Origin of the sequence: Chromatium okenii, from assembly GCF_002958735.1 — a bacterium.
In the GTDB taxonomy this organism is placed as follows: domain Bacteria; phylum Pseudomonadota; class Gammaproteobacteria; order Chromatiales; family Chromatiaceae; genus Chromatium; species Chromatium okenii_A.
The window spans coordinates 1-15163 of record NZ_PPGH01000033.1 but is presented as its reverse complement, the minus strand read 5'-3'; the positions used below and the strand labels follow the sequence as shown (position 1 = coordinate 15163).

Below are 15163 nucleotides of genomic sequence, written 5' to 3'. Positions count from 1 at the left end.
ATAAAAATCGACATCCATCAGCAGCGCATTTAGACGCGGTCGGCGCAGCGGAATTGGCGCTCGTGGCCGATGGCGAAATACGAGGCGGCCGACTCCGATCGAATCTACCCGAATGATGATCCTGTTGTTGTGTCTCGTCTGGGCGAACGGTCGAAGCGATTTCAACCGGGCGTTGAATAGTAAGGATTTTGTTTCGGCTTTGAATGATGCCGCGTCAATTTTCGTGACGAATCCTGCGGGCTATGATTTGTCGCATCGTGAGTGGTGCGCCCAGACTCAATTAGTTGACTTTCGACCAGCAGCAACGTTTCAAGTCATGCCGCTCGAATTAAAAAAGCTGCCGTCTAATCCCTTTGAAGCAAATCAACTTGATCGCCAAATTGTCACCGTTGAAGGTAATGACCTCGAAGTGCAAACCGTTGGCGGATTCGTGACGTTTTCTCGGCAATTATTGAAGAATAATCGATTCGATTTACTGGCAGAAACGATCCAAATCTTTAACGGCAGCGTGCTATCGAGCAGAGCGCAATGCCGTACTCAAAATTTTATTGGATGATGACTCAATTGAAGCACCTGAAAAGCGTTTGTTCAATTCAGAAATGATGCGCCGTCTATTATTGCAAGCGGCCCGACTTTTTCTGAATACCAAGATGCGGTTTTCGCCAAACTTGCCAGCGCTGCCTCTCGATTCGGAGCTGCTCGATTATCTGGAGCGGCGGATTTGCGCCTACTTTCGGAGCAAAACCAGCCCACGCGCTCTTACCCCCCGCACCTTCACCAAGCTGCGGCAGCTGGGAATTCGGCCATCCGGACCGGATCGACGCCGGAATTGGGCGGACGAAACCTAGGCTTTTTGTTGCCAGACCCGGCGCTTAACCCATGATTTTATTGGGACATTTGTCGAGTACGGCTTCTTCCAATGCTTCCAAATTTTTACTGAATCGACTCGATTCATATTAAAGCCGTGTTCGATTTTGCCGTGACTTTCGTAAGTCGCAGCGCCGTCCGGTTTGCGCTGCCCGCAATCCCAGAAACTTGGTGAAAATCAAAGATTTATATTTTTTGTTGCTCGTGATTTTGAAGGACCCGATAGGTTGGTTGGTTGGTTGATTGATCTTTTGCGGTGGCGGTACAGTACGCCACCGCAGTTTTTTGTTGAAGTTTATGAGATAAGTTAATGAAATCAATAGCAAAAAACGATGATGTTGAACCGGCATGGGTTGCCTTTGGAATCGACCGGGTTGCGGATTTTGATCAAGAAACTTTAGAGTTTGCTGATTATTATCAAGACCTTAGCCCGGAAGAACGGCAGTCGCTTTGGGATTTGGGTGGTGGTTCGCTCATGACTGAATCAGAATCGGTTTCGCAAGCGGAATTTCGCGCCCGGCGCGAAGGCGTCGACCGCAAAACAGTTTTCGCGCTGGGTGCAAGACGGTCGTATTACTCCAAACCAAGACGGTTCGATCGACCCGGTGCGCTGCCATTTTGAGCGGCTCGAAACTGCGAGCCCACTGCCGCATCATGTCGCAAGAGCAGCGCAATTCGAGCTGGGCAAATCTACTGGCGACACAGTCGAAACCACGCCCGCTGCGGCGTTAAGCGGTGCTCTAAAATTCGAGACCTACAAGTTACAAAAGGCGAAGGCGGAATTGGCGAACATTGAAATCGACAAAGCGGCAGGTCTACTGGTTGACCGAGCGGAGGTCGAATTCCTTTTTAAGGACATCGGCCAAGTCATCCGGCAACAAATGGAACACGCCCGACGTACCTTGCGCCACTAATCTGCGCGGTTGCCGAGGACCCCGAAAAGGTTTTCAGGCTATTGTCAGATGAATTCGAGGCAATTCTGGAAGAAATTTTCGTCGATTATGTTTAGAAAAATCAAAGGCTTCACTGCCTGAGATTATCGAATAAACTGCGTTATTTAATTCCGCATCAATCCGGCAGCAGTTAATTCATTGTGGACTAGGTTTTTTTGCTAACAATGCCCGACCTTCTTCCGCTAAACGGTCGATTCCGCCGAACTTTTTCAAGACTTTCCGCGCTATTTTTTGAATTGGAATAGCCCTGAGTTTTTAATTCAGCAATGAAAATCTTGATCGCTGCTGGCAGTTCCATGTTGGCGCTGGGTTTGCTGCCGGAATTGGCGCAATCTCAATAAAATCAATCACTGACTGGTTATCGGTTACGTTAGCAGTTGTGACACTCATAACGTTATGCGTTGCGTTTTGCGTCGATTGATCAGCATTTTCAATTTCAGTTAAACGATCTTCAATTGAAGCTAAACGATCTTCAATTGAATCCGGTTTTTTCGTGATTTCAATCTGGGTTTCATTCCGGTTCAAAATTAAACTTTCAAGCGTTGCGGCAATGCTGGCGTTATTGGATGTTGCCAGTTCGTTGAGGCGCTGCGCTGCCTCGGCGCTGATTGCACAACTCAGATTTGCGAGGCCTTTGTTTTGAAGGTTTTCACGATACCGGCGCTGCCGCTCGGCATTGCTGAGTGCTGCCATATTGATTCCATCTGTTGCAAAACCTTGATAAAAGTATTGTCGATTAAATCCACAACTGGGAACAAAAGATGACTACGATCACTTTCGACACTTTGAAATTTGCGAAAAAATTGGAGTCGGCGGGAATGCCACTGCCGCAAGCCGAGGCGATTGCTGAGGCCTTTCGTGAGGCGACCAGTGAAGAATTGGTCACGCGGGATTATTTGGATTCTCGTTTAGAGGCGACCAAAGGCGACCTGATTAAGTGGGTTGCTGGGCTGCTTATGGCGCAAGCCGCGTTGATCGCTGCTCTGGTAAAACTACTTTGATGCCCTGCGCCGGGCATGGTGATTTCCACCATACCTGCGCCGGGAAAAGTTGGATCACGCGCCAACCGTCACGATTTCAGTGACGGAGGAATCACGCAAATCGTGATCCCTGACAAAGTGACTTTTGACACTCCGTAACCTGACAAACCCACTAAAAGTTGGTCTGTGAACCGCAAAACCCACTGACTAGAAAAAAATCCGGTCAGTGGGTTTTTTTGCCATTTACAGGCAGATTTAATCCAGTTTGTAAGTTGCACAAATCTTTATTTTCAAATGGTTGGCGACCATTATTTTCATTAAAATGCTAATCAAAATTGCGTTAAGCGCAATCCATATAAAATGTATTGACCACGATACAAAACGTATGGCTTGCCATACTGTGCGAAAAACGCACAAACGACTGCTGTCACTCAAAAAACCGACTTTTCCGGCGGATCGCCTTGACAATTCTGTTCATGGGCGCAAAATGAACGCCAGCCGAATTTCAGACACGAAAAAAGCCGCCTTTTAGGCGGCTTTTAATACGGGATTCGGAAGTCATTTCTCAATACAGATGAATTTGCTTGACCGCGATGATTCTGAACTGAGATTTTCAATAGATTACAACAACTAACGTCTATCCTGTCCCGTCTCTAGTTTAGTGGATTTGACAGGTTTGGCAAGTGACCAAACCAATGAAAAAATTATACGCCATAAACTCAGTTTATAACAAAGATTTTTCCGCAGTTGCCGATCAAGTTTCGCGCCTTCTCGCAGCAGGAGGCGCTGCATGATTTATCAAAATTATCAAGATGTTCTCAACCAGCTAACCGCGCACGGGTTACTGATCCCCGGCGGTCATGTTTATGTCGATACGCCCAATCCGCGCAAGGTCAAAACTACTGAGGACAGCGAAAAAACGCGGCTGGTATCACCTAGCCAGCTATCGTGCCAGTGGCGCTGATTACATTACCGGCGCTTATGGGATTTGGCACGGCGCAGACAATGGCAAAATCGCCATTACTAAGCCGGAATCACTGGAATCAACCCCAATCACCCATGCCGAGCGAGAAGCGATCGCTGCGGAAAACGCTGCCCGCGCTGCCGCCTATGAAAAAGAAACTGCTTGCGAAACACGCCCACGCAGCAGCAATCGCCCTTCAAATTTGGACAGCCGGTCGCCCGGTCGATCAAGACAAATATCTTGATCGCAAACAGGTTCGGCCGGTCGAAACCTTGCGCCATATCTCGACCGCGCAAGCCAATGAAATCGTGGCTATTCGCTCAAAAAAGACGGAAAAGCACTCGCTGGCGATTTGTTGGTTGTGCCAATCAAGATCGACGGGAAACTTTCGTCGGTCGAGTTCATTGATGCCGCTGGCAATAAAGTCGTACTCGCAGGTAGCGCCACTGCCGGCGGATATTGGGCTCCAACCGCGTTGCCACCAATCACGGCAAAAGACCTCACGATCGTTATCGCTGAGGGCATTGCGACGGCGTTAACGCTTTACGAATCATGGTGTTATGCCACTGTTGCGGCTCGCTCGCTCGCAACATCGGCAAGGTTGCGACTGCGCTGCGGGCGATGTACCCAGCGGCTCGGATAATTATTGCGGCCGACCTCGAAAAGGGCAAAACCTCACCGGCCCAAACCGCAAAGGACGCAGCTGCTGCCGTTGGCGCAGTGTTGGCATACCCAGACTTTTCTGTTTTGAAAACGCGGAAAACGCGACCGATTTTCAACGATTTGCTGGTGATCGGTGGCGCTGCTGCGGTTGGTGACGCGTACGACATTGCTGCCGCTGCAATGCCAGTGCTGCGACCGTTGTGGAAACCGCAACGGTTGAGGTCGATTTTGCACGATCACGGCGGTTGGCGATCCTGTCGATTTGCCTGCTGCGGTTCAGGATGCCATTGCTGATTTGGCGAAACTTTCCGATAGCGAGGTCACGAAGGCTGCGCAGCAAGCCTTGTTCAAACATCGTTGGCGCTGCCCGACCGCAATGCGCTGGGAACATTTACGCGACTCGCTTGCGCAGCGCACCCGGCAATCAATAAAGTAGCGCTGGGATTTGAGACTTTCCGGCTCGAAAAAAATGCTGCTACCACTGCGATCAGCGGCGTTGCACTTGATCAAAATTTAATCCCCAAATCAGTGTCGGTCGAATATGTTGATTCAATCGACGCGGCTCGTGCTCGCATTCTCAAAAATCGAAAAGCGATTGATAAATTTAACGCAACCGCCGTTGATTCCAAATTAAAACAACATCCGATTTATTTAACCAAAGCGCCGCACGGCGCTAAAAAAAACCGTTGGGTTGCTGCGCAAGTTTGCATTGATAATGCGCCGGGTTTTAGCATTAACCCCGCGTGTGTCTTTAGCACAAGATTTAAGCAGCGGATTAAATCTCACCAATTATCAAAACCCTGATTCTGGTGGATCAAGTCGCCTCGCAATGGTCATTAACTCGTTGAATAATCCTAAGTTTTCGATTGCCACTGGAGCCGAATCAGCGACTTATTTATTGCGTTGGATGAGGTTTCGAGAATGCTGCGGGAAATTCACGATCCTGACGGCACGATGAAAAAAGACCGCGCTGCTATTCTGAAAAAACTCGCAGAATTATTGGAAGTCGCCCAATTAGTGATTGGCGTTGATGCTGATTTATCCACGCTAGACATAATCGTGTTGGAACAATTGTTGCAACGCCAAATTCATGTCTTCGTGGTGGTCGAAAAACCGCGCAATAAAAAAGCGATTTTCAAATCATTTTTAACCAATGTGAATGCTGCCATTCAAGCAATTGAATCCGGCAAAAAAGTTTTAATTTCAACGGATTCTGCGAATTTGGTGCACGGGTTTGAAGTGTATCTAAAAAGCCGGTTTCCAGATTTGAACGTGGTCGGAATTCAAGCGCAGGATGGCGTGGCGACGACGGGCGATCCTCATGTTTTGCGGCTATTAAATGACATCAATAATGAGGTCGTAGGAATTGATGTTTTAATCACGTCGCCAGCGGTCGAATCGGGGATTAGTTTGAATATCGCCCACTTTGAAAGCCACTTCGGTTTTTATTATGCGTGGTCGAGCCGGCCGCTTTCAACCAAATGGTGATGCGCGACCGACCTGCGCCATTATGGGAATTGGCGATTGGGTTGAGTGGAATGAAAAGCCTCGAAACTGATTTAGATGAAATCCTAAATCAACTGGATGCGAATTCCCGCTCAATTGAAAAGCTAGGCGGTGATGGAATTGGATTCAAAGCAGTGCCAGCGACCGAATTTGATGTCAATGTTTGCAAGTTCAAATCGCTAAAAAATCAACAACTTAATAATTACGGGCAACACCTGCCTTATCTGTTACAGGCGCGGGGCTGGTCGGTTGTAATTGATTACACGATAGACCCTGATGCAGAAGCGGCCGGCGCTGAAATTATTGCTGCAATCCGGGGCGATTCTGATGAAAATTTTGATGACGCAATCATTAACGCTGCGGATATTGATATTGCCCGTTATGGCACATTAAAAACCCGTTACGCGCCGGATAAAATCGAATCCGCACAAATTGAACGATTTGAAATTCGCGCCGCGCTCGGTCAATTACCGCCGGTCAAATCGCCCGCGCTTGAATTGGATGCGCCCGCGCAGCTGCGCCCTTTAACCAAAGCGGATTTGGATTTATACAACCGGGGCGAACTGCGCGGCCTCAATAAAAATTTCGACGCGATCTCAGCGCCCGCTGCCGTCACTGAACGCGACCGCCGTGAGGTCGAATCAGGATTGAACATTGCGGGTCGGGCGGGCGACGGGGCAAGGATTAGTGCCATTCATACGTTGTTTGCGGCGCTAGGATCGACCGCGAAACCTTTGAAGGCGAAGTGACTAGTGCCGGCGCACTCGCGGCGTGGTCGGCTTTGCGGGGCACTGATACCGCAGCAATTCTCGCCGCTGCAAAAATCTGCGGTTTTCAGTCGGAACCGAAACAACCGATTAGCTGGGCAAATGATGCGCTGCGGCGCTGCGGTTTATGGTTGCGACGAATTCGCCCGCAAACATACCGGGTCGCCACTGAACCAAAGAAGTCGAAAAAATGATCAAGTCACTGCGCCCGGGCTGCATTTGATGTTGGCGATTCAAGCCGCTCGCAAGGATCAGGCGGATTGGATTTCATACCTTGAAAGCAATGGCGTTAAAACCTTTGGATTAGCGTCACGTTTGGCGCTATTCGGGCGACCGATCAATCCCGCTGCCAGTGTCGATCCAACCGCTGCCGCGCTCAAAGATTCCAGTTGCGACGGGGCGATCAACTCAGCAGCAACACTAAAACCCTTTAAAGAATTCAAAACTGCCAACCCTGATCCAACGATCAGCAGTGCAGATTCGGCGGTCAACAAATCAGCCAGCGAAGATCACCTAGATCACCTCACGCCTATAAAGAATTCCACTGCCAACCCTGATCCAACGATCAGCAGTGCAGATTCGGCGGTCAACAAATCAGCCAGCGAAGATCACCTAGATCACCTCACGCCTATAAAGAATTCCACTGCCAACCCTGATCCAACGATCAGCAGTGCAGATTCGGCGGTCAACAAATCAGCCAGCGAAGATCACCTAGATCACCTCACGCCTATAAAGAATTCCACTGCCAACCCTGATCCAACGATCAGCAGTGCAGATTCGGCGGTCAACAAATCAGCCAGCGAAGATCACCTAGATCACCTCACGCCTATAAAGAATTCCACTGCCAACCCTGATCCAACGATCAGCAGTGCAGATTCGGCGGTCAACAAATCAGCCAGCGAAGATCACCTAGATCACCTCACGCCTATAAAGAATTCCACTGCCAACCCTGATCCAACGATCAGCAGTGCAGATTCGGCGGTCAACAAATCAGCCAGCGAAGATCACCTAGATCACCTCACGCCTATAAAGAATTCCACTGCCAACCTTGATCCAACCGTAGATTTTGAAGTGGATTTCAAAGCAAAGATTCAGGCGGTTGAGATTCCGAATCGCCCAAAACGTGAGTAGGTACTTATCCAGAAAAAAGCGTTACGGGTGCTAACTGCGCGGATTACGGCTAGGCGGCCCCCCCGGGACATAGGTCACATTACAAACAATTTAATCTTTGGACAACCGTATGAAATTTAACGATAAATCGACTTCAGCAACTGGTTTCGGGACTTGCGATGAATTCCCGTTGGAACTTGACGCGGGTGCAATTTGGCTGCGACAAATCGACGCTGCCCGTTGTTTCGGGATCACGAGGCAACGCATCTCGCAGATGGTGGCCGATGGCACTATCTCGACAAATTCCGCCGGACGGATCAATCCCAGCATCGCAGCGAAACAACTTTTGAAGGCGGCCCCCGGATTATCTCGGTCGAAAGTCTTGGTGGCGATCCGCCGTCAAATTGAAACCGCGCTGCGCAATCAAGCCGCTGCCGAGGACGCTGCCAAAATCTACGGGCGAATCTGCGACGGCAGAGATGACTCTCGGCTTTTTGCAAAACGCGCTGATCACGGCCGGAATCCAGCGGCAACGATTGAGAAGGCTCTCGACCTTGCCGAATTCAAGGCAAATCAAATCACTAAGAATCCGCCGGTCCCGCCTGCTCTGGGAATCGCTCCAGCCCCGCGTCCAGACTGGGCGGACGAGATTGAGGCGGCTGCTGCCGAATGGAATTCACTCGGTGCTGCCGCGTGACGGTCGCTCGGCTCGAAACGATCGCTGCGCAGTGCCCTGATCCGGCGCTGCGTCAGTGGCTCGGCGCTGCAATCCGCAAAATTGGTGCGGGTATTGATCCGGCAGCGGCTTTGGATTTGCGCGGTAGTGGCGCATTGAAACAACGCAATGATCTTTTGCGAAAAGCGGCGCTGGCGACTGGCATTGAATCCGATTGGCCCGCTGCCGGAGTTTTAGCTGCGTCGATTAAAACCGGCGCAGCGCCAAATCAAATTGTGAGCGACTGTTTGATGGCAGCGGAAAACGCAGCGCGGGTTCCAAATTCGCAAAGGGCAATCTATTCAATTTTGCTATCAACCCACTGAAGTTTTGCTAGTGGAAATTTCAGCGCTCGGTCGATTAAAATCCAATCATGCCAATAATTAATTTTGAGAATGAAATGCCCGTAACCACTATTCCGGCGGTTTCAGATAAATTCATCCATATCGTTAACAGGAAGGGCGACCTTTTCCTGACGAAAGTCGTCGCCTATCACATTGAGGGGCAGCGAGCTATCCCGGTATATCACCCGGAACCTCCGGCCAGCCTAGGCCACACCGTTGAAGTTCAGGAAGTTCAAGAATTTTGGAACCAGTCGACAGCGTTTGGTGTCTCGGCGCGGTGCGCCGAGAACGTCGCCCGGAAACTTCGTGGTGAGAAAGTCGATGAGTAACATCGAAGGCCAGTATTTCAACCGGAATTTAGCCGGTCAATTGATGACCCGGGCGCTGCCCAATCCGCCGTCAATCCTGTCAATCGCCCGCTCCCCTGAAGCAACCCGGCGCAATGTCGTTGCTGATTCGATTCTAAGTCGTTGGGGTTTCGATAAAAATCGACATCCATCAGCAGCGCATTTAGACGCGGTCGGCGCAGCGGAATTGGCGCTCGTGGCCGATGGCGAATACGAGGCGGCCGACTCCGATCGAATCTACCCGAATGATGATCCTGTTGTTGTGTCTCGTCTGGGCGAACGGTCGAAGCGATTCAACCGGGCGTTGAATAGTAAGGATTTTGTTTCGGCTTTGAATGATGCCGCGTCAATTTTCGTGACGAATCCTGCGGGCTATGATTTGTCGCATCGTGAGTGGTGCGCCCAGACTCAATTAGTTGACTTTCGACCAGCAGCAACGTTTCAAGTCATGCCGCTCGAATTAAAAAAGCTGCCGTCTAATCCCTTTGAAGCAAATCAACTTGATCGCCAAATTGTCACCGTTGAAGGTAATGACCTCGAAGTGCAAACCGTTGGCGGATTCGTGACGTTTTCTCGGCAATTATTGAAGAATAATCGATTCGATTTACTGGCAGAAACGATCAAATCTTTAACGGCAGCGTGCTATCGAGCAGAGCGCAATGCCGTACTCAAAATTTTATTGGATGATGACTCAATTGAAGCACCTGAAAAGCGTTTGTTCAATTCAGAAAATGATGCGCCGTCTATTATTGCAAGCGGCCCGACTTTTCTGAATACCAAGATGCGGTTTTCGCCAAACTTGCCAGCGCTGCCTCTCGATTCGGAGCTGCTCGATTATCTGGAGCGGCGGGATTTGCGCCTACTTTCGGAGCAAAACCAGCCCACGCGCTCTTACCCCCCGCACCTCACCAAGCTGCGGCAGCTGGGAATTCGGCCATCCGGACCGGATCGACGCCGGAATTGGGCGGACGAAACCTAGGCTTTTTGTTGCCAGACCCGGCGCTTAACCCAGTGATTTTATTGGGACATTTGTCGAGTACGGCTTCGCCAATGCTCCAAATTTTTACTGAATCGACTCGATTCATATTAAAGCCGTGTTCGATTTTGCCGTGACTTTCGTAAGTCGCAGCGCCGTCCGGTTTGCGCTGCCCGCAATCCAGAAACTTGGTGAAAATCAAAGATTTATATTTTTTGTTGCTCGTGATGTTTGAAGGACCCGATAGGTTGGTTGGTTGGTTGATTGATCTTTTGCGGTGGCGGTACAGTACGCCACCGCAGTTTTTTGTTGAAGTTTATGAGATAAGTTAATGAAATCAATAGCAAAAAACGATGATGTTGAACCGGCATGGGTTGCCTTTGGAATCGACCGGGTTGCGGATTTTGATCAAGAAACTTTAGAGTTTGCTGATTATTATCAAGACCTTAGCCCGGAAGAACGGCAGTCGCTTTGGGATTTGGTGGTGGTTCGCTCATGACTGAATCAGAATCGGTTTCGCAAGCGGAATTCGCCCGGCGCGAAGGCGTCGACCTAGATTTTTGAAACCCATGGGTTTCAAATTCTCAATTTCGCAAGCGGAATTCGCCCGGCGCGAAGGCGTCGACCGCAAAACAGTTTCGCGCTGGGTGCAAGACGGTCGTATTACTCCAAACCAAGACGGTTCGATCGACCCGGTGCGCTGCCATTTTGAGCGGCTCGAAACTGCGAGCCCACTGCCGCATCATGTCGCAAGAGCAGCGCAATTCGAGCTGGGCAAATCTACTGGCGACACAGTCGAAACCACGCCCGCTGCGGCGTTAAGCGGTGCTCTAAAATTCGAGACCTACAAGTTACAAAAGGCGAAGGCGGAATTGGCGAACATTGAAATCGACAAAGCGGCAGGTCTACTGGTTGACCGAGCGGAGGTCGAATTCCTTTTTAAGGACATCGGCCAAGTCATCCGGCAACAAATGGAACACGGCCCGACGTACCTTGCGCCACTAATCTGCGCGGTTGCCGAGGACCCCGAAAAGGTTTTCAGGCTATTGTCAGATGAATTCGAGGCAATTCTGGAAGAAATTTCGTCGATTATGTTAGAAAAATCAAAGGCTTCACTGCCTGAGATTATCGAATAAACTGCGTTATTTAATTCCGCATCAATCCGGCAGCAGTTAATTCATTGTGGACTAGGTTTTTTTGCTAACAATGCCCGACCTTCTTCCGCTAAACGGTCGATTCCGCCGAACTTTTTCAAGACTTTCCGCGCTATTTTTGAATTGGAATAGCCCTGAGTTTTTAATTCAGCAATGAAAATCTTGATCGCTGCTGGCAGTTCCCATGTTGGCGCTGGGTTTGCTGCCGGAATTGGCGCAATCTCAATAAAATCAATCACTGACTGGTTATCGGTTACGTTAGCAGTTGTGACACTCATAACGTTATGCGTTGCGTTTTGCGTCGATTGATCAGCATTTTCAATTTCAGTTAAACGATCTTCAATTGAAGCTAAACGATCTTCAATTGAATCCGGTTTTTTCGTGATTTCAATCTGGGTTTCATTCCGGTTCAAAATTAAACTTTCAAGCGTTGCGGCAATGCTGGCGTTATTGGATGTTGCCAGTTCGTTGAGGCGCTGCGCTGCCTCGGCGCTGATTGCACAACTCAGATTTGCGAGGCCTTTGTTTTGAAGGTTTTCACGATACCGGCGCTGCCGCTCGGCATTGCTGAGTGCTGCCATATTGATTCCATCTGTTGCAAAACCTTGATAAAAGTATTGTCGATTAAATCCACAACTGGGAACAAAAGATGACTACGATCACTTTCGACACTTTGAAATTTGCGAAAAAATTGGAGTCGGCGGGAATGCCACTGCCGCAAGCCGAGGCGATTGCTGAGGCCTTTCGTGAGGCGACCAGTGAAGAATTGGTCACGCGGGATTATTTGGATTCTCGTTTAGAGGCGACCAAAGGCGACCTGATTAAGTGGGTTGCTGGGCTGCTTATGGCGCAAGCCGCGTTGATCGCTGCTCTGGTAAAACTACTTTGATGCCCTGCGCCGGGCATGGTGATTTCCACCATACCTGCGCCGGGAAAAGTTGGATCACGCGCCAACCGTCACGATTTCAGTGACGGAGGAATCACGCAAATCGTGATCCCTGACAAAGTGACTTTTGACACTCCGTAACCTGACAAACCCACTAAAAGTTGGTCTGTGAACCGCAAAACCCACTGACTAGAAAAAATCCGGTCAGTGGGTTTTTTTGCCATTTACAGGCAGATTTAATCCAGTTTGTAAGTTGCACAAATCTTTATTTTCAAATGGTTGGCGACCATTATTTTCATTAAAATGCTAATCAAAATTGCGTTAAGCGCAATCCATATAAAATGTATTGACCACGATACAAAACGTATGGCTTGCCATACTGTGCGAAAAACGCACAAACGACTGCTGTCACTCAAAAAACCGACTTTTCCGGCGGATCGCCTTGACAATTCTGTTCATGGGCGCAAAATGAACGCCAGCCGAATTTCAGACACGAAAAAAGCCGCCTTTTAGGCGGCTTTTAATACGGGATTCGGAAGTCATTTCTCAATACAGATGAATTTGCTTGACCGCGATGATTCTGAACTGAGATTTTCAATAGATTACAACAACTAACGTCTATCCTGTCCCGTCTCTAGTTTAGTGGATTTGACAGGTTTGGCAAGTGACCAAACCAATGAAAAAATTATACGCCATAAACTCAGTTTATAACAAAGATTTTTCCGCAGTTGCCGATCAAGTTTCGCGCCTTCTCGCAGCAGGAGGCGCTGCATGATTTATCAAAATTATCAAGATTCTCAACCAGCTAACCGCGCACGGGTTACTGATCCCCGGCGGTCATGTTTATGTCGATACGCCCAATCCGCGCAAGGTCAAAACTACTGAGGACAGCGAAAAAACGCGGCTGGTATCACCTAGCCAGCTATCGTGCCAGTGGCGCTGATTACATTACCGGCGCTTATGGGATTTGGCACGGCGCAGACAATGGCAAAATCGCCATTACTAAGCCGGAATCACTGGAATCAACCCCAATCACCCATGCCGAGCGAGAAGCGATCGCTGCGGAAAACGCTGCCCGCGCTGCCGCCTATGAAAAAGAAACTGCTGCGAAACACGCCCACGCAGCAGCAATCGCCCTTCAAATTTGGACAGCCGGTCGCCCGGTCGATCAAGACAAATATCTTGATCGCAAACAGGTTCGGCCGGTCGAAACCTTGCGCCATATCTCGACCGCGCAAGCCAATGAAATCGTTGGCTATTCGCTCAAAAAAGACGGAAAAGCACTCGCTGGCGATTTGTTGGTTGTGCCAATCAAGATCGACGGGAAACTTTCGTCGGTCGAGTTCATTGATGCCGCTGGCAAAAAGTCGTACTCGCAGGTAGCGCCACTGCCGGCGGATATTGGGCTCCAACCGCGTTGCCACCAATCACGGCAAAAGACCTCACGATCGTTATCGCTGAGGGCATTGCGACGGCGTTAACGCTTTACGAATCATGGTGTTATGCCACTGTTGCGGCTCGCTCGCTCGGCAACATCGGCAAGGTTGCGACTGCGCTGCGGGCGATGTACCCAGCGGCTCGGATAATTATTGCGGCCGACCTCGAAAAGGGCAAAACCTCACCGGCCAAACCCGCAAAGGACGCAGCTGCTGCCGTTGGCGCAGTGTTGGCATACCCAGACTTTTCTGGTTTTGAAAACGCGGAAAACGCGACCGATTTCAACGATTTGCTGGTGATCGGTGGCGCTGCTGCGGTTGGTGACGCGTACGACATTGCTGCCGCTGCAATGCCAGTGGCTGCGACCGTTGTGGAAACCGCAACGGTTGAGGTCGATTTTGCACCGATCACGGCGGTTGGCGATCCTGTCGATTTGCCTGCTGCGGTTCAGGATGCCATTGCTGATTTGGCGAAACTTTCCGATAGCGAGGTCACGAAGGCTGCGCAGCAAGCCTTGTTCAAACATCGTTGGCGCTGCCCGACCGCAATGCGCTGGGAACATTTACGCGACTCGCTTGCGGCAGCGCACCCGGCAATCAATAAAGTAGCGCTGGGATTTGAGACTTTCCGGCTCGAAAAAAATGCTGCTACCACTGCGATCAGCGGCGTTGCACTTGATCAAAATTTAATCCCCAAATCAGTGTCGGTCGAATATGTTGATTCAATCGACGCGGCTCGTGCTCGCATTCTCAAAAATCGAAAAGCGATTGATAAATTTAACGCAACCGCCGTTGATTCCAAATTAAAACAACATCCGATTTATTTAACCAAAGCGCCGCACGGCGCTAAAAAAACCGTTGGGTTGCTGCGCAAGTTTGCATTGATAATGCGCCGGGTTTTAGCATTAACCCCGCGTGTGTCTTTAGCACAAGATTTAAGCAGCGGATTAAATCTCACCAATTATCAAAACCCTGATTCTGGTGGATCAAGTCGCCTCGCAATGGTCATTAACTCGTTGAATAATCCTAAGTTTTCGATTGCCACTGGAGCCGGAATCAGCGACTTATTTATTGCGTTGGATGAGGTTTCGAGAATGCTGCGGGAAATTCACGATCCTGACGGCACGATGAAAAAGACCGGCGCTGCTATTCTGAAAAAACTCGCAGAATTATTGGAAGTCGCCCAATTAGTGATTGGCGTTGATGCTGATTTATCCACGCTAGACATAATCGTGTTGGAACAATTGTTGCAACGCCAAATTCATGTCTTCGTGGTGGTCGAAAAACCGCGCAATAAAAAAGCGATTTTCAAATCATTTTTAACCAATGTGAATGCTGCCATTCAAGCAATTGAATCCGGCAAAAAAGTTTTAATTTCAACGGATTCTGCGAATTTGGTGCACGGGTTTGAAGTGTATCTAAAAAGCCGGTTTCCAGATTTGAACGTGGTCGGAATTCAAGCGCAGGATGGCGTGGCGACGACGGGCGATCCTCA

At 49.5% G+C, this 15163-nt stretch carries 23 protein-coding genes; 20 read left to right on the top strand and 3 right to left on the bottom strand.

The window, feature by feature from the left end; all coding sequences use genetic code 11:
* The first annotated feature begins 223 nt into the window (after positions 1-223).
* The 4 genes from CXB77_RS06085 to CXB77_RS06065 all read left to right on the top strand — a co-directional run bounded on the left by CXB77_RS06085 (position 224) and on the right by CXB77_RS06065 (position 1781).
* On the top strand, positions 224-556 hold the full coding sequence (locus tag CXB77_RS06085) for a hypothetical protein (protein WP_146108737.1): 333 nt from the start codon (positions 224-226) through the stop codon (positions 554-556).
* The gene (locus CXB77_RS19620) at positions 549-848 is read left to right on the top strand and encodes a hypothetical protein (protein WP_105073199.1); all 300 of its coding nucleotides are present in this window, start codon (positions 549-551) and stop codon (positions 846-848) included. Before CXB77_RS06085 ends, CXB77_RS19620 begins: the two co-directional genes overlap by 8 nt.
* Before the next feature lie 329 nt (positions 849-1177).
* Positions 1178-1489 (top strand): hypothetical protein, encoded by a 312-nt coding sequence (locus CXB77_RS06070; protein WP_105073197.1) that lies wholly within the window; start codon positions 1178-1180, stop codon positions 1487-1489.
* Entirely contained in the window at positions 1473-1781 is a 309-nt protein-coding gene (locus tag CXB77_RS06065; RefSeq protein WP_105073196.1) for a hypothetical protein, read from the top strand. Before CXB77_RS06070 ends, CXB77_RS06065 begins: the two co-directional genes overlap by 17 nt.
* 294 nt (positions 1782-2075) lie before the next feature.
* On the opposite strand, the gene CXB77_RS06060 is transcribed toward CXB77_RS06065, so the two are convergent.
* Positions 2076-2513, bottom strand: coding sequence for a hypothetical protein (locus tag CXB77_RS06060; protein ID WP_105073195.1), 438 nt, complete (start codon positions 2511-2513; stop codon positions 2076-2078).
* A 68-nt stretch (positions 2514-2581) separates the two neighbouring features.
* On the opposite strand from CXB77_RS06060, the gene CXB77_RS06055 reads away from it, so the two are divergent.
* From CXB77_RS06055 to CXB77_RS19130, 3 genes are all read left to right on the top strand, one after another.
* A complete protein-coding gene (locus tag CXB77_RS06055; RefSeq protein WP_105073181.1) occupies positions 2582-2821 on the top strand; it encodes a DUF1640 domain-containing protein in 240 nt (79 codons plus the stop codon).
* 845 nt (positions 2822-3666) lie between these two features.
* On the top strand, positions 3667-4008 hold the full coding sequence (locus CXB77_RS19135) for a hypothetical protein (RefSeq protein ID WP_146108736.1): 342 nt from the start codon (positions 3667-3669) through the stop codon (positions 4006-4008).
* Between the two features lie 117 nt (positions 4009-4125).
* Positions 4126-4407, top strand: a complete 282-nt coding sequence (locus CXB77_RS19130; protein WP_146108735.1) for a hypothetical protein — start codon at positions 4126-4128, stop codon at positions 4405-4407.
* Positions 4408-4539: 132 nt separating this feature from the next.
* Here CXB77_RS19130 and CXB77_RS19125 read toward each other — a convergent pair whose 3' ends face one another.
* Positions 4540-4782, bottom strand: a complete 243-nt coding sequence (locus tag CXB77_RS19125) for a hypothetical protein (protein ID WP_146108734.1) — start codon at positions 4780-4782, stop codon at positions 4540-4542.
* 2 nt (positions 4783-4784) lie between these two features.
* On the opposite strand from CXB77_RS19125, the gene CXB77_RS06035 reads away from it, so the two are divergent.
* From CXB77_RS06035 to CXB77_RS05990, 10 genes are all read left to right on the top strand, one after another.
* A complete protein-coding gene (locus tag CXB77_RS06035) occupies positions 4785-5231 on the top strand; it encodes a hypothetical protein (RefSeq protein WP_105073192.1) in 447 nt (148 codons plus the stop codon).
* Positions 5232-5348: 117 nt separating this feature from the next.
* On the top strand, positions 5349-5915 hold the full coding sequence (locus CXB77_RS06030; RefSeq protein WP_105073191.1) for a hypothetical protein: 567 nt from the start codon (positions 5349-5351) through the stop codon (positions 5913-5915).
* Positions 5915-6682 carry a hypothetical protein gene (locus CXB77_RS06025; RefSeq protein WP_146108733.1) on the top strand — a complete coding sequence of 256 codons (768 nt, stop codon included), beginning with the start codon at positions 5915-5917 and terminating at the stop codon, positions 6680-6682. The genes CXB77_RS06030 and CXB77_RS06025 overlap by 1 nt, the downstream gene beginning before the upstream one ends.
* Positions 6679-6894 (top strand): hypothetical protein, encoded by a 216-nt coding sequence (locus CXB77_RS06020; RefSeq protein WP_105073189.1) that lies wholly within the window; start codon positions 6679-6681, stop codon positions 6892-6894. The genes CXB77_RS06025 and CXB77_RS06020 overlap by 4 nt, the downstream gene beginning before the upstream one ends.
* A gap of 28 nt (positions 6895-6922) precedes the next feature.
* On the top strand, positions 6923-7831 hold the full coding sequence (locus CXB77_RS06015; protein ID WP_105073188.1) for a hypothetical protein: 909 nt from the start codon (positions 6923-6925) through the stop codon (positions 7829-7831).
* A 109-nt stretch (positions 7832-7940) separates the two neighbouring features.
* Complete coding sequence (locus CXB77_RS06010) at positions 7941-8507, top strand: hypothetical protein (RefSeq protein ID WP_105073187.1); 567 nt, start codon at positions 7941-7943, stop codon at positions 8505-8507.
* Entirely contained in the window at positions 8480-8851 is a 372-nt protein-coding gene (locus CXB77_RS06005) for a hypothetical protein (protein WP_146108732.1), read from the top strand. The genes CXB77_RS06010 and CXB77_RS06005 overlap by 28 nt, the downstream gene beginning before the upstream one ends.
* A gap of 234 nt (positions 8852-9085) precedes the next feature.
* Complete coding sequence (locus CXB77_RS05995; protein WP_172452565.1) at positions 9086-10195, top strand: hypothetical protein; 1110 nt, start codon at positions 9086-9088, stop codon at positions 10193-10195.
* 328 nt (positions 10196-10523) lie between these two features.
* Positions 10524-10691, top strand: coding sequence for a hypothetical protein (locus CXB77_RS19615; protein ID WP_172452564.1), 168 nt, complete (start codon positions 10524-10526; stop codon positions 10689-10691).
* A gap of 61 nt (positions 10692-10752) precedes the next feature.
* Positions 10753-11328, top strand: a complete 576-nt coding sequence (locus CXB77_RS05990; protein ID WP_172452563.1) for a helix-turn-helix domain-containing protein — start codon at positions 10753-10755, stop codon at positions 11326-11328.
* 41 nt (positions 11329-11369) lie between these two features.
* On the opposite strand, the gene CXB77_RS05985 is transcribed toward CXB77_RS05990, so the two are convergent.
* Positions 11370-11927, bottom strand: a complete 558-nt coding sequence (locus CXB77_RS05985; RefSeq protein ID WP_105073182.1) for a hypothetical protein — start codon at positions 11925-11927, stop codon at positions 11370-11372.
* Positions 11928-11995: 68 nt separating this feature from the next.
* Between CXB77_RS05985 and CXB77_RS05980 the strand changes: the two genes are divergently transcribed.
* The 3 genes from CXB77_RS05980 to CXB77_RS05965 form a co-directional block, all read left to right on the top strand.
* Positions 11996-12235 (top strand): DUF1640 domain-containing protein, encoded by a 240-nt coding sequence (locus CXB77_RS05980; RefSeq protein ID WP_105073181.1) that lies wholly within the window; start codon positions 11996-11998, stop codon positions 12233-12235.
* Positions 12236-13077: 842 nt separating this feature from the next.
* A complete protein-coding gene (locus CXB77_RS05970; protein ID WP_105073179.1) occupies positions 13078-13713 on the top strand; it encodes a hypothetical protein in 636 nt (211 codons plus the stop codon).
* Positions 13650-15163 (top strand): toprim domain-containing protein (locus CXB77_RS05965; protein WP_172452562.1); only part of this gene is annotated, 1514 nt, incomplete at its 3' end. The genes CXB77_RS05970 and CXB77_RS05965, both read left to right, overlap by 64 nt.

Coding starts and splice junctions, on each gene's coding strand:
- CXB77_RS06070 (WP_105073197.1), top strand. CDS start 1,178: ATGAAATCAATAGCAAAAAACGATGATGTTGAACCGGCATGGGTTGCC.
- CXB77_RS06060 (WP_105073195.1), bottom strand. CDS start 2,513: ATGGCAGCACTCAGCAATGCCGAGCGGCAGCGCCGGTATCGTGAAAAC.
- CXB77_RS06055 (WP_105073181.1), top strand. CDS start 2,582: ATGACTACGATCACTTTCGACACTTTGAAATTTGCGAAAAAATTGGAG.
- CXB77_RS19135 (WP_146108736.1), top strand. CDS start 3,667: ATGTCGATACGCCCAATCCGCGCAAGGTCAAAACTACTGAGGACAGCG.
- CXB77_RS19125 (WP_146108734.1), bottom strand. CDS start 4,782: ATGTTTGAACAAGGCTTGCTGCGCAGCCTTCGTGACCTCGCTATCGGA.
- CXB77_RS06030 (WP_105073191.1), top strand. CDS start 5,349: ATGCTGCGGGAAATTCACGATCCTGACGGCACGATGAAAAAAGACCGC.
- CXB77_RS06025 (WP_146108733.1), top strand. CDS start 5,915: ATGCGCGACCGACCTGCGCCATTATGGGAATTGGCGATTGGGTTGAGT.
- CXB77_RS06015 (WP_105073188.1), top strand. CDS start 6,923: ATGTTGGCGATTCAAGCCGCTCGCAAGGATCAGGCGGATTGGATTTCA.
- CXB77_RS06010 (WP_105073187.1), top strand. CDS start 7,941: ATGAAATTTAACGATAAATCGACTTCAGCAACTGGTTTCGGGACTTGC.
- CXB77_RS06005 (WP_146108732.1), top strand. CDS start 8,480: ATGGAATTCACTCGGTGCTGCCGCGTGACGGTCGCTCGGCTCGAAACG.
- CXB77_RS19615 (WP_172452564.1), top strand. CDS start 10,524: ATGAAATCAATAGCAAAAAACGATGATGTTGAACCGGCATGGGTTGCC.
- CXB77_RS05985 (WP_105073182.1), bottom strand. CDS start 11,927: ATGGCAGCACTCAGCAATGCCGAGCGGCAGCGCCGGTATCGTGAAAAC.
- CXB77_RS05980 (WP_105073181.1), top strand. CDS start 11,996: ATGACTACGATCACTTTCGACACTTTGAAATTTGCGAAAAAATTGGAG.
- CXB77_RS05970 (WP_105073179.1), top strand. CDS start 13,078: ATGTCGATACGCCCAATCCGCGCAAGGTCAAAACTACTGAGGACAGCG.